Source organism: Paenibacillus sp. GCM10028914, from assembly GCF_042666275.1.
In the GTDB taxonomy this organism is placed as follows: domain Bacteria; phylum Bacillota; class Bacilli; order Paenibacillales; family Paenibacillaceae; genus Paenibacillus_AQ.
The window spans coordinates 1-12473 of the sequence record NZ_JBHTFO010000021.1 but is presented as its reverse complement, the minus strand read 5'-3'; the positions used below and the strand labels follow the sequence as shown (position 1 = coordinate 12473).

Here is a 12473-nt window from a genome sequence, read left to right as displayed (position 1 = left end):
TCATCTGTTTTACTCTTGATTTCATTTAATTCCAAATCGTTCCATCGCATTTTGGGTTGTAATTAAACCTAATTCTTCCAGAGACAACCCTTTTATGGCAGCTGCGGTCTCAGCTACTAAACGCACATGAGCGGACTCATTTCGTTTCCCTCGGAAAGGATGTGGTGTTAAATATGGGGAGTCCGTTTCAATGAGTAATCGGTCCATTGGAACCTGTGCCAAAACCTCTTTAGGCTGTTTCGCATTTTTGAATGTGATCGGTCCACCAAAAGAAATGTGAAAGCCCATATTGAGGCATAACTTGGCCGTTTCCCAACTACCTGAAAAAGAGTGCATAACACCGCCGACCTCGGAAGCCTTCTCTTCTTTCAAAATCTTCACGATATCTTCATGCGCATCCCGGTTATGAATCACGATGGGCATATTCAGTTCCCGTGCTAATCCAATCTGGCGACGCAGCACTGTATGCTGAATCTCCTTAGGTGAGGTATCCCAGTGATAATCCAGGCCGATCTCGCCGATAGCCACCACTTTCTCATGTTTGCACAGAGAGGCAATCCATTCTAAATCCCCATCTTTCATCGTAATCGCATCTACAGGATGCCAGCCTACAGCAGCATATATAAAATCATAGGTCTCAGCCAATTTCATGGTAGTAGGAATTGTCTCCCGGTTAAAACCGATGTTGATCATACGGGTTACGCCTGCTTCTAGTGCACGGTCTATGACCTCCTCGCGATCTTCGTCGAACTCGGGAGCATCGAGATGTGTGTGTGTGTCGAATAACATAATGAAATAAACTCCTTTCTTGTTGTAGAGCAGCCGCAAAAAATGCCGATATCTGCTGCTGAAATTCTCTTCTAATGAAACTATTTATTTTTGTAAAAACACAGAGGCAATCTCTTTAGGCAGACTGTTCAGTACAGCTCTTACCTTTTCTTCAGGAAAATATAAACGATACCGCCCACGGTGAATGCCGCTGATAGAACGCACAATATCGGATACTTCGGATATCTCCTGTACATGGTCATGTCGATCCAGTAACAGAATCTGCTTATCGCTCTCAGGCGAACCGGAATGAAACTCATCATAAGGAAGATCGGTCGGATAATCAATCTCAAAATCATACTTAGGGTTTAATCCCGCTTCAGAAAAGGCTTGGCGGATTCCGTCGATCATTTCTACATCGATGTTGTCGATTTCTACATATTTATAGAGGCGACGATGCATGAAACGACCGCATAAATCGCTCAAAAGTTCATCCTTTTCCGCAGTCCACTGTAAAAAGCTCGTCTGAATTAATGCCTCATCCAAGCGTAAATATTGGCTCACAGTCGGATTCCCCTCAAAAAGCGCAGGCAGTGGTTCAACCATAAAATCAAACGCATATCCATCCTTGTACAGCTCTTTCGCTCTTTTGAAAATTTGCCTTAAGATGATTTCTGAACTGCGTGTTACCGGATGAAAATACACTTGCCAATACATCTGATACCTAGACATTAAATAATCTTCTACTGCATGCATTCCTGACTCTTTAACGACAACCCGATCCCGATATGGACGGAGCATCCTCAGAATCCGGTCAATATCAATCGTTCCATAATTTACGCCCGTATAGTATGCATCACGCAGCAAGTAATCCATCCGATCAGCATCAAGCGGGCTCGTAACCAGATTAATGACAATTGGTTTCTCATACGTTTTGTTAATAACAGAAGCAACCCTCTGCGGAAATTCAGCATCTACTTTTCTCAGAACATCATTCACGCATGTATCTCCCAGCAAGATACGACAGGTCCAATCTTCATGGTTCATATGAAATGCTTCTTCTATAGAATGGGAGAAAGGTCCATGACCAATATCATGGAGAAGTGCGGCACATAAGGCAAGTAAACGCTCCTCTTTCGGCCAATCGGGGTAACCGCTACGTTCAAACTGAGAGATTATCTTTCTCGTAATTTCGTAAACCCCCAGCGAATGAGAGAAACGGCTGTGCTCTGCACCATGAAAAGTCAGGAAGGAAGTACCAAGTTGCCTTACCCGGCGAAGCCGCTGAAATTCAGGTGTATTGATTAAGCGCCATATTATATCATCCTGCACATGAATATAGTTATGAACCGGATCCTTAAACACTTTTTCCTCGCTAATCGGCAAATGCATACCTTTCATCTCCTTATCCTAAACATTGAAATCATCGCTTTATCACTAGTTTTGACACTTAATGTCGAACATTGTCGAATTAAGTAATGTCCCGTTTTCCAAATCGACAAGACTAAAAACAAGCTTAAATACCTACGACTTTTGACATTTTACTAGGAATATAGAGGGTTTTGTTCACTATATATTCGTAAATAAGTTTCTTATTTTCAAAATTATAGGTTGACTGATTTGGGAATCGTTGGTACTATAAATAACATAAAACATAGAACAATGTCGAATTATGACTTTTTTAAATTATGGCGAGAGGGGCAACAATCAGTTATGATGAAATCAACAGGTATTGTAAGAAAGGTAGACGAACTAGGACGGGTCGTTATTCCAATTGAACTCCGCCGTACACTCGGAATCGGTGAGAAAGACGCTTTGGAAATCTACGTTGACGGTGAGCGCATTATGCTCAAAAAATACGAGCCTGCTTGCATCTTCTGTGGTAACGCGGAAAATGTAACTTACTTCAAAGGCAAAATTGTTTGCAACGAATGTGTTTCTGAAATTCCAACACCTGTGACAAATTAAGAAACATAGTATATAATAGTTATAATTAATTTGTTAATTCTAACCTTTTTCATATCTCCTTACACCTTCCTCGGCTATAACCCAGCCGCAGGGAGGTATTTTTTTGTTTATGACTCCCCACAGCCTATTAATCTTCACCACTCACTAATACTTCCTATTATATAGAAATAGTAGTTACCTATTGGTTCAATAAGGAATTGTAAATATCACGTTTAGAGACACCACGATCTGAGGCGGTTTTTTTCATAGCATCCTTGCGGCTCATTCCGCTACTTTCATAATGCTCCACATGTGCTTCCAGTGATAGTTCCTGCCACCAAGCATCTTTCTCCCGCTGTTCCTCTTCTCTACTCGCTCCCTCAACGACAATACAGTACTCGCCTAAAGGCGGATGCTCTTCCAACCAGTCCAGACACTCTGTTATAGGACCCCTCACAAATTCTTCGTAACGCTTCGTCAGCTCTCGCGCTAAGACTACATGGCGTTCTCCTAGCGTTTCACGCATAATCTCTAATGTCTTCTTTACCCTATGCGGAGATTCATAGAACAACAGCGTGCCTTGCGCCGCTTGAAAAGAGGACAACTGCGCTACAATATCTTTTCGATCTCTGGGTAAAAATCCGATAAATGTGAAACGTTCGGTCGGCAGGCCCGAAGCAATCAATCCTGACAGTGCGGCATTCGCTCCGGGTATTGGAATGACTGAAATTCCTTCTGCAATAGCCAGCTTTACCAAGTCTGATCCAGGGTCCGAAATGGCCGGTAAACCGGCATCGCTGACGATCGCTACATTTTTTCCTTCTATTATATAGCGTATAATTTCAGGTCCACTTGCTGCCTTATTATGCTCATGATAACTAAACAGCTGCTTCGGCTGAATTTCGAAATGCGTAAGGAGCTTACGGGTCTGACGAGTATCTTCCGCGGCGATAATATCACACTCCTGAAGTGTGCGTACAGCACGGTAAGTCATATCCTCCAAATTACCGATCGGTGTCGCCACTAAATACAGCGACCCGGGTTCTCCTTCTTTACGAACAGCAAAGCTATTTTGACAGGACAGGTTCATGATTTTCCCTCACTTGATCCATAATAAATATCCATCATTTCTGGGCAGTACTTTCCTTGATCATCATAGACAATAAGTGGCGGCTGTAGACGTACTTCCGGTTTACCGTCTTTAATACATTCGATGAGCACCATATTCGCTTCCATATGAAGACGAGGATGCACAAAGCGGATGATTTTAGGCTCCAGTCGGTATTTTTGCATCAAGCTAATAATTTCTGCCAGACGCAGCGGCTTATGGACCATACTTAGTTTTCCGCCAGGACGGAGCAACCTGGATCCTGACTGAATCACTTCTTCTAGCGTACAATGAATTTCATGCCTTGCGATGGCTTGGTGTTGATTCAGCTTAATATCACTGCCGTTAAGAGGCATATAAGGTGGATTTACTGTAATTGCATCGTATACCCCATGACCTGTCTCCAGATAAAGCTCCCTCAAATCACCTTCCCGAATCACGATCCGCTCTTCCAATCCATTCATGGTGACACTTCGTCTAGCCATATCAGCCAGTCTTGGCTGAATTTCAATTCCTTCAATGACTGCCTCGCTCTTAGTTGTAAGTAATAGTGGAATGACACCATTGCCGGTACACATATCGAGGATGCGACCGCGACGTGGAATACTCGCAAACCGAGCGAGTAGCACAGCATCCATGGAGAAGCTGAATACCTCCTCACTTTGAATAATTCCTAAATCCTTAGTTAACAGATCATCAATTCGCTCTGAACTGTGTAGTTGTATTTCCCGTTTCATCATCCCAACCCTTTATTGACTAAATTATTTAAATTACAGAAACATCTGCGTCCTCTATTCATGACTGCAACCATCATAGTTCCTTATCTCTTCAGAAAAAAACCGTAGGCGGTTTTCTCCTACGGTTTCTTATTTGTTCAAAAAGGACAGACAGAACAGGCAATCCCCTTCTGTTCGCAAGTGCCCATAATATACATTACAGATATGGAAGCCCTCGTGATACAGCCTAGCCAGGTTATCATACCCTTCCCCGACAACATCTTCTCCGCTTTCCTCATTTTTAACGAGAGTTGGCTGGAGTGGAAATGTTGTTTCCGAATCTGCCGACTGAACTTCCCTCTTAAAAACTTTCCGGAGCTGTTCATTTTCAAGGCTGAGACGATGGTTGTCTTCCAGCAATTCCTTGATGACCAGCTTTAGTTCACCCAGTTCACTGTGCATATGTCCCATCTGTGATTCTATCTCTTGAATGCGCACAAAAATGTTTTTCTTTTCCAAGATTACACCCCGAAAGTAACCGTAATATTGGTCTACTTGACGACAACATCATCTAAAGGAAGTTCTTTGACTTTACCGATTTCAAACAGCTGTACATGTACAGTCCGTTTGTCCGCATTCAGGCCAACGACTTTGCCATCTCCGAGCGAAGTGACAACGAATTTGCCAACGGACGGAAGTTCTTCCTTAACACTCTCATAGTTGTCATGCTCAAACTTCAAACAACACATCAATCTTCCACAAAGTCCGGAGATTTTGGTCGGATTTAGCGATAGACTTTGGTCCTTCGCCATCTTGATTGATACCGGCTCAAAATCACCCAGCCATGAAGAACAGCACAGTACGCGTCCACACGGTCCTAAACCCCCGAGCATTTTGGCCTCATCACGTACGCCAATCTGACGTAGTTCAATTCTTGTCCGAAATATGCCGGCAAGATCCTTAACTAATTCACGGAAATCCACGCGGCCTTCCGCTGTGAAATAAAAAATGATCTTGTTGCGGTCAAATGTGAATTCTACATCGACCAGCTTCATTTTTAATGCATGATCCCGGATTTTATTTAAACAGGTTGTAAATGCATCCTTCGCCGCCAGCTTATTCTCCTCCACCACACGGGCGTCTGAGTCACCAGCAATGCGGATCACTTTCTTCAGCGGTAGAACCACATCAGATTCCTGTACTTCTTTTTTACCAATTACAACTTGGCCATATTCGATACCGCGAGCTGTTTCCACGATAACGGATTGCTCCTTCTCCACAGGAAGATCCAGCGGATCGAAGTAATATATTTTGCCCGCTTTTTTAAAACGGACACCCACTACACTGTACAAAAATTAACCCCCTTGTTAGCCCGTACATTGTGGCCATTCTCGGGTATTGGGGGTTGTCTCACGCCTGAGTTCCGCCCAAACCCATTAATAACTGCTCGAGACAGAGCTGTCCGTTGACATTGTAACGTAACTTCTTCTGACACTCTGAGGCCAAATCCATGTAGGAGACCCACTGTGCCGTGCTGCGGGCTGATGCGTGACCGGAGATAAACTCCGCCTGATCTATGAAAACGAGACGATCTTGCCTTCCGTATTGGACATGTATCATATCCTTAAACCATAAATGGAACAAACTGAACAGTATGTCCAGGTGTTCAGAGAGTCCGGATTTGAACACTTTCTGGTTAGCCGTGATCATCGCTACTCCAGAGCGGCTCAAAGACTCCTTCCCTAATTGTAACATTACGTTTCTAATTTCTGCAAACCAATTCTCATTCAAAATTTTCTTGCAACCTTCAAGTCCTGAAGCCAGTTGAACCGCACATCGTACTAAGGATGACGGATAACCTTCGCTTACGAGAGCCTGCTCCATCATTTCCGGATTTAGTGCCCGAAACGGGACGGTCTGTGACCTGGACTGAATCGTCGGAAGTAGAGCTTGTCCATTCTCAGCAATGAGTATAGCCACAGCCGGAACTTGAGGCTCCTCAAGAAATTTCAATAGACTGTTTGCAGCCTGAACCGTCATCTTATCCGCATGGTCTATTATATACACCTTGGGATTGTTCTTCTCAGAACGATATGAAAAAATCCGCTGCAACTCACGGATCTGATCGATTTTGATACTGGCTCCATCCGGTTCAATCAAGGTTAGATCCGGATGGTTACCATGTTCCACCTTCCGGCATTCCAGACACTGGCCGCAAGCATCATCCTGACTTTCTGTACAGAACAATGCCTTGGCAAAAGTCATTGCCGTCTCCAGCTGTCCGGCACCGACAGGCCCACTGAACAGATAAGCATGGCTAACAGCTTCACGCCGAATCGCATTCTGCAGCAACTGTTTAGCAGCCTCTTGGCCTAATATATTATTAAAAGACATAAGTCCTCTCTCTTTCTGCTTCTAGTAGAAACGGCATTTTCACTGATACCCATTTTACTGGGCTTTTGATCAGGGAGATAGAGTATAACAAAGAAGCATTCCGTTTCTATATTAGCATTTTGCATAATCAAACAAACTCATTCCAATCAATATATTGCTCGATAAGAACTAAATCGTCAATAAACTGCACCGTAGAAAGATTGGAATACAATTATGCAATATGCTTGAATCAATTCATAATACCTTAGGTTGCTTCAAACAAGCATATAAAGATCAGAACAATTTTTTAAAAAACCATATTGATCAGCATTCCTCGAATTTCACCAATCTTGCTGAGCAACTCAATTTTTCCTTGTTCACTTTCAAGCAGTTCATCCGCTAAGGAAAGCAGCATGGAATCGATCTCATCAATAACATTGTACCGCTTGCCACGGCCTCTTCGATCCCAGCCACGCGTTTCCTTCATGGATACACCACGACGAACGGTCTCTTCGAGAAACTTTTTTACCATCAAACGATATGCCTTCAATTCCCGAATCGTCATCGCCCGTGCCAATCGGTCACCCTGCATGGCGATTTCTCGCATTTGACGGTTTAATTCCTCCTTGGAGGCTTTCTCGCCCTGTTGATACATCATGTCGGAAAACGTCTTATGCTGAATCGGCTTAGCATTGTTATCCGGGACCGACAATTCACTTTTCATGGGCCTGAAGCCCGGATTGATCTTCACCGAAATCTACCGCCTTTATATACTGCGTAATTAAATACCGGAGGACAGACTTTCTGCCAAGAAAATGGATTCTTCGCTCCTGTCCCCCTCTAAAAGATATATCGGTTATTCATGTTACTTTCAAACATAGTTGTTCTCCTACTATTGAGTAGATGCCTTTATTATGATATCAGAATCTCATTTTTCTCAAGAACCAAGTTTCGGATACCGCAATAAAAACATCCATGCTTTTCATCCTGCTACTGTTTTTATCCTTCAAGCTTCAGAGCACTAATGTTCAGTCTATCGAAAAGATTTATTAAAAGTGTTCAAAGCGTTCAACTGGAAGTACAAATACGGTTGCTCCACCCACTTGCACTTCAACTGGGAGTGGTAAGTAGGAATCTGTTGTTCCACTCATAGGCGTAACCGGAGTAACGAGTTGTTCACGAACTTTACAACTAGTGCGGATAACATTCATGACACTCTCTACCTGACTGTCGTCTACCCCGATCATAAACGTGGTATTACCGGCCTTTAGAAACCCTCCGGTACTTGCCAGTTTCGTTGCCCGGAAATTTGCCTTAACGAGTCCTGCCGAAAGACGGTTGCTGTCCTTATCCTGTACAATCGCAACGATTAATTTCATGTGCAATCCCTCCGTTTTCATAGTATGACACCTAAAGTGTCTTGTATATATGATTTGACAATCATCCTCAAAAATCCTTTAAAACCGCGCTTTCCAGCACACGAATCATCTCTCGTTCAACTTGAGGCAGTGATTTAGAGGCATCGATAACCTTAATTCTATCAGGGTCCCGATCCGCTAATTGTTTATAACCCTCTCGCACCATTTGATGAAACGACAGACTTTCCATATCCAGCCGATTAAATTCCCTGTCTCCATTCGCCATAATACGAGAAAGACCTTCCTCAGGGTCAATATCCATCAAGAGCGTAAGATCTGGCATGCGGTTCTCCGTGGCAAATTGATTAATCGCCCATACTTCCTCGACTCCGATCTTTCGTGCCATGCCTTGGTATACAAGGCTACTGTCGACAAAACGGTCACATATGACGGTTAATCCCTCAGCTAACGCGGGTTCAACAATCTCCACCAAATGCTGTCTGCGAGCAGCTGCATACAACAAAGCTTCTGTTCTGGCATCCATACTCGTATGCTTAGGTTCTAGAATGATAGAACGAATCTTCTCCGCAATATCACTACCACCAGGTTCACGAGTGATGAGGTATGGGATCGAATGATTCTGCATGTAAGCTGCCAATCTACCGATCATCGTTGTTTTACCGGAACCTTCCCCTCCCTCGATAGTAATGAATAATGGCTTACGGTTCATATCGTTCCCTGCTTTCCTGGATTCTTGTTTACGAGTATTGTTCTAATCGAGTGATCTGCGGCACCCTGGCATTTTGCACCTGCATCTCTTAGTGCAGCAAGTCTCTCTGCCGTATCCTCGGTAATGCGTTCACCTGGATACAAAATCGGAATGCCAGGCGGATAGGGGATCACCATTTCAGCTGCAATCCTCCCACCACAGTTTTCTACGGGTACGGACTCCATATGCTCCGGGTCCATAGGTGTCAGGCTAAACTGTACCGGCTCAGAAAAAGACATTGTGCGTGCAGGAATGTTCCACGTGGAAACATTGGTCAGTTCGGTTGAAAGTTGATTAAGGATGTCTGGAGGCCTTAAATCCTCCTCTTCCTCTACAATATGCTGGAGTGCCCATAAGAGGTGATTCGCATCCTCTTCCGTAGATCCCAATGTAAAGAGCAGAACGACGTAGCGTTCGTCGCTCATCTCTGGGACACAGCCGCGCGCTTCAAGCGCGTGCTGGAGTCCATAGCCGCTCAGGGACCCGGTGCGATCATAAATGACCGCCTTGAACGGGTCCTGGCGCGTATATGCCGCCGCATGCGCTTGCGCCGGCGGCAAGGCCTGTCCGCCGCAGGGGCCCTGCGCGGCGGGGTTCCCGGGCTGCGGTGGCTGCAGCAGCCCGAAGCGCGGCAGCGTAGCGAGGCCGCGCTTTAGCGCGTCCACGGCGGCGAAGCCAGCCGTGAAGGCGCTTGGGCCCTGCGCGTGGAGCAGGCGCCGGGCTAGATCGAGCGAGGCCATCACGGGGTATGATGGGCTCGAGCTCTGCACCATGGCAAGCCGCTGGCGAAGCAACCGGCGATCGAGCAGAGGCCCCTGTACATGCAGCATTGCCCCCATGGTCATCGCAGCTAACATTTTATGTGTTGATTGCACCACCACATCTGCTCCGCTAGCAAGAGCACTCTCTGGCAAATCGGGATGCATTCCAAAATGCGCCCCATGTGCCTCATCTACAAGCAGCGGTATGCCTTGTGCATGACAGAGTTCAGCTATCTCTTTCAAATTGCTGCTCATCCCGTGATAGTTAGGTGATGTTATTAAGACGCCCTTCGACTCCGGATATTTTTCTAAAGCTGCTCTTAGCGTCTCTAGCGATGGAATAACCGCAAGGCCGCTCGCCTCATCCATCTCCGGTTCCAGAAAAACTGCTTTGGCCCCGGCAAGCATCAACCCATGTAAAACAGACTTATGGACATTCCGCTGAAGAAGAAGCACATCCCCCGGCTGCTTACATACGGAAAGAATCATTGCTAAATTACCGGCAGTACTACCGCCAACCAGAAAAAAGCTTTCCTCTGCCCCGAAACAGTCTGCAGCAAGCTCTTGTGCTTCTTGAATAGCACCTTCCGGATGATGAAGATCATCCGTTCCAGTAATTTCAGTAACATCAATTTTCAAAACTTCGCTCAGTAGGCCAGCTCCACCGAATCTATCATAGGCTTTTCCATTCTTGTGACCAGGCACATGAAATGATTTAGCGGCACGACGCTTGTAATCCATTAAAGCTTCTACCAGCGGTGCCTTATCTTTATCTATATACATTGACGAAATTCCTTCCGATTAAATCCTATACCCTATTTTATCGTAAAATGTAACTTACGCCTATGCCTTCCCACTTTAATCGAGTATACAACAAAAAAAGGCCTCTGTAGTATCAGGCCTCCATTATTATGTCCTACTAAACTTTACTCGGCATCACAATCTTCTTCAATTGATGGATAAAAAAATGATATTTTGAATCTTCCGCATTCGTATGCACAATCTCCGATTCGCAATCTTCACAGACAAACTGTGATACTATAGTGATGCCCTCTGTTTTATTCTGGCTGCATATAATACAGACGCGTTCATTCATCTCTTCCATGAGCCATCCCACCTTGATCCTTTTACTATTAGTATGACACAGTTTCTACTATTTTAAACATTTTCATAGTATCTCCTGTTGTTTTATATGTATATGTATTAATTTCTCTATGGTGTCTGTACTTAAAGCGCTTCACAAAAATAAGATTCTTACCGATAAAAACATAAAGATCATTCGTCATTACACTTCCACCGCCCAATAAAGGAGGCCAGCAATCTCGATGGCAGAACAACCTCATGGCCAAGCTACCTTTTATCAATACCGGCTTCTCAAAAAAATATCACTCTCCAAGCATATTCTCGGGATTTATCTTTTCCTGCCGTGTGCTGTAGTCGCAACTGAAATGTTCATTCTATCTTGGGACAGTTTTATTTATTTCTTGCTGGCGTTTGCCCTTATCTTATGGATTCATTTTGTGATCGGTCGTTCCGTATTGTTTCTCCTTGGTTCGATTTATCAAAAAAAATGGCGCTTCTCTCTTAGAACACCCTGGTTAGGATATATGCCTGATCAGCATGTGAGCTCACGCGTATTTAGTAAAGTCCAATTACATACCTCTTGGATTAGTATCTGCTTAATCGGTATAATGGCGTTCTGGTCGCCTTTATCATTTATTATATCTATACTATTCTGGCATATATGGATGCTCATCCCTCGTTATTATGCACTCATTCGATTTTCAAACCAACGCAAGGATGGTATGCTTAAATTCAACGATCAGGATATTTCATATTATAAGCAGTAATAATACATACACAAAAATAAAAGACCTCATCCAAAAAGGATTGAGATCTTTTATTTTTTACTTTCCAAGCCCTGAATCGCTTGCTTCTTCAGAGGACTAGGCACCGTTATGATCAAAAAGTCATCATGCACCGTAAGATGAACGATACTTTTTCCCTTCTCAAAAACCAAAGATGAACCCTTCTGCTCTTCTTTCTTCTCTTTCCAGCCCCATGATTCAATTTCTTTAATATATTCCTCAGGGAGACTCTCTGACTCTTTAAGTCCTGGAAGCGCGTAGCGAACATAATCCAGATCGCTGTTCCCTTTCGTCTGCTCCGTCTTATTCGCTTCCTTAGGTATCGGAAAAGATTTAACATTGGCGGCTCCGTCAAATGACTCCCATGTTGGCTCTGATGATGCTCCACATCCTGATACCAATATCAATATAGTACAAGCGCATAATATTACTACAAAACGCAGTCTACTATTAAGAAACATACATTATCCTCCTTTCTCCACCGTAACCTGGCTCCTGTTGAATGAACATAGTTGATTGGGTTAATGGAGAAACTTCCATTCAGGTCTTTAATCCTACGGCCTGCATAAATAGGAAAAATATAGGTAATAGTTCCCTGCTTCCCGAATAATTCTATTATACTGATTTTTATCAATCCATCGGTAACAAAATCTTCATTACTTATCCTCATTTTTGCATATATCTATATTAAAATGACAAAAAAATAAAAACCACCATCGATTACATCGACAGTGGTTTTTCGCTTGGCGACGTCCTACTCTCCCGGGACCCTTCGGTCCAAGTACCATCGGCGCTGGAAGGCTTA

The 12473-nt window shown here is 43.9% G+C and carries 15 protein-coding genes; 2 read left to right on the top strand and 13 right to left on the bottom strand.

The features are described 5' to 3' along the window. Nucleotides 1–21 precede the first annotated feature (21 nt). The gene (locus tag ACFQV5_RS25310) at nt 22–792 is read right to left on the bottom strand and encodes a TatD family hydrolase (RefSeq protein ID WP_379251405.1); all 771 of its coding nucleotides are present in this window, start codon (nt 790–792) and stop codon (nt 22–24) included. An 81-nt stretch (nt 793–873) separates the two neighbouring features. Continuing rightward, entirely contained in the window at nt 874–2160 is a 1287-nt protein-coding gene (locus ACFQV5_RS25305; RefSeq protein ID WP_379251319.1) for an HD domain-containing protein, read from the bottom strand. Nucleotides 2161–2481: 321 nt separating this feature from the next. Here ACFQV5_RS25305 and ACFQV5_RS25300 point away from each other — a divergent pair, with 321 nt between their 5' ends. Further along, nucleotides 2482–2736 (top strand): AbrB/MazE/SpoVT family DNA-binding domain-containing protein, encoded by a 255-nt coding sequence (locus ACFQV5_RS25300; protein WP_379251318.1) that lies wholly within the window; start codon nt 2482–2484, stop codon nt 2734–2736. A gap of 178 nt (nt 2737–2914) precedes the next feature. Here ACFQV5_RS25300 and rsmI read toward each other — a convergent pair whose 3' ends face one another. From rsmI to ACFQV5_RS25250, 10 genes are all read right to left on the bottom strand, one after another. Continuing rightward, nucleotides 2915–3805, bottom strand: a complete 891-nt coding sequence (gene rsmI, locus ACFQV5_RS25295; protein ID WP_379251316.1) for a 16S rRNA (cytidine(1402)-2'-O)-methyltransferase — start codon at nt 3803–3805, stop codon at nt 2915–2917. Further along, entirely contained in the window at nt 3802–4563 is a 762-nt protein-coding gene (locus ACFQV5_RS25290; RefSeq protein WP_379251314.1) for a tRNA1(Val) (adenine(37)-N6)-methyltransferase, read from the bottom strand. The genes rsmI and ACFQV5_RS25290 overlap by 4 nt, the downstream gene beginning before the upstream one ends. 126 nt (nt 4564–4689) lie before the next feature. Continuing rightward, nucleotides 4690–5058: a DNA replication initiation control protein YabA gene (yabA, locus tag ACFQV5_RS25285; RefSeq protein ID WP_379251312.1), complete on the bottom strand. Its 369-nt coding sequence runs from the start codon at nt 5056–5058 to the stop codon at nt 4690–4692. Between the two features lie 32 nt (nt 5059–5090). Then, nucleotides 5091–5891 carry a PSP1 domain-containing protein gene (locus ACFQV5_RS25280; RefSeq protein ID WP_379251310.1) on the bottom strand — a complete coding sequence of 267 codons (801 nt, stop codon included), beginning with the start codon at nt 5889–5891 and terminating at the stop codon, nt 5091–5093. Nucleotides 5892–5949: 58 nt separating this feature from the next. Further along, entirely contained in the window at nt 5950–6933 is a 984-nt protein-coding gene (gene holB, locus ACFQV5_RS25275; protein WP_379251308.1) for a DNA polymerase III subunit delta', read from the bottom strand. A 286-nt stretch (nt 6934–7219) separates the two neighbouring features. After that, on the bottom strand, nt 7220–7663 hold the full coding sequence (locus ACFQV5_RS25270) for a YaaR family protein (protein WP_379251306.1): 444 nt from the start codon (nt 7661–7663) through the stop codon (nt 7220–7222). A 298-nt stretch (nt 7664–7961) separates the two neighbouring features. After that, nucleotides 7962–8291 carry a cyclic-di-AMP receptor gene (locus tag ACFQV5_RS25265; RefSeq protein ID WP_208916789.1) on the bottom strand — a complete coding sequence of 110 codons (330 nt, stop codon included), beginning with the start codon at nt 8289–8291 and terminating at the stop codon, nt 7962–7964. Between the two features lie 67 nt (nt 8292–8358). After that, nucleotides 8359–9000, bottom strand: a complete 642-nt coding sequence (gene tmk, locus ACFQV5_RS25260; protein ID WP_379251304.1) for a dTMP kinase — start codon at nt 8998–9000, stop codon at nt 8359–8361. Continuing rightward, nucleotides 8997–10583, bottom strand: a complete 1587-nt coding sequence (locus ACFQV5_RS25255; protein WP_379251302.1) for an aminotransferase class I/II-fold pyridoxal phosphate-dependent enzyme — start codon at nt 10581–10583, stop codon at nt 8997–8999. The genes tmk and ACFQV5_RS25255 overlap by 4 nt, the downstream gene beginning before the upstream one ends. 136 nt (nt 10584–10719) lie before the next feature. Further along, the gene (locus ACFQV5_RS25250) at nt 10720–10905 is read right to left on the bottom strand and encodes a sigma factor G inhibitor Gin (protein ID WP_379251300.1); all 186 of its coding nucleotides are present in this window, start codon (nt 10903–10905) and stop codon (nt 10720–10722) included. Between the two features lie 220 nt (nt 10906–11125). Here ACFQV5_RS25250 and ACFQV5_RS25245 point away from each other — a divergent pair, with 220 nt between their 5' ends. Then, nucleotides 11126–11650 (top strand): hypothetical protein, encoded by a 525-nt coding sequence (locus tag ACFQV5_RS25245; protein ID WP_379251298.1) that lies wholly within the window; start codon nt 11126–11128, stop codon nt 11648–11650. Between the two features lie 50 nt (nt 11651–11700). Here the strand turns inward: ACFQV5_RS25245 and ACFQV5_RS25240 are convergent, their stop codons facing one another. Continuing rightward, entirely contained in the window at nt 11701–12129 is a 429-nt protein-coding gene (locus tag ACFQV5_RS25240; protein ID WP_379251296.1) for a hypothetical protein, read from the bottom strand. Nucleotides 12130–12473 lie beyond the last annotated feature (344 nt).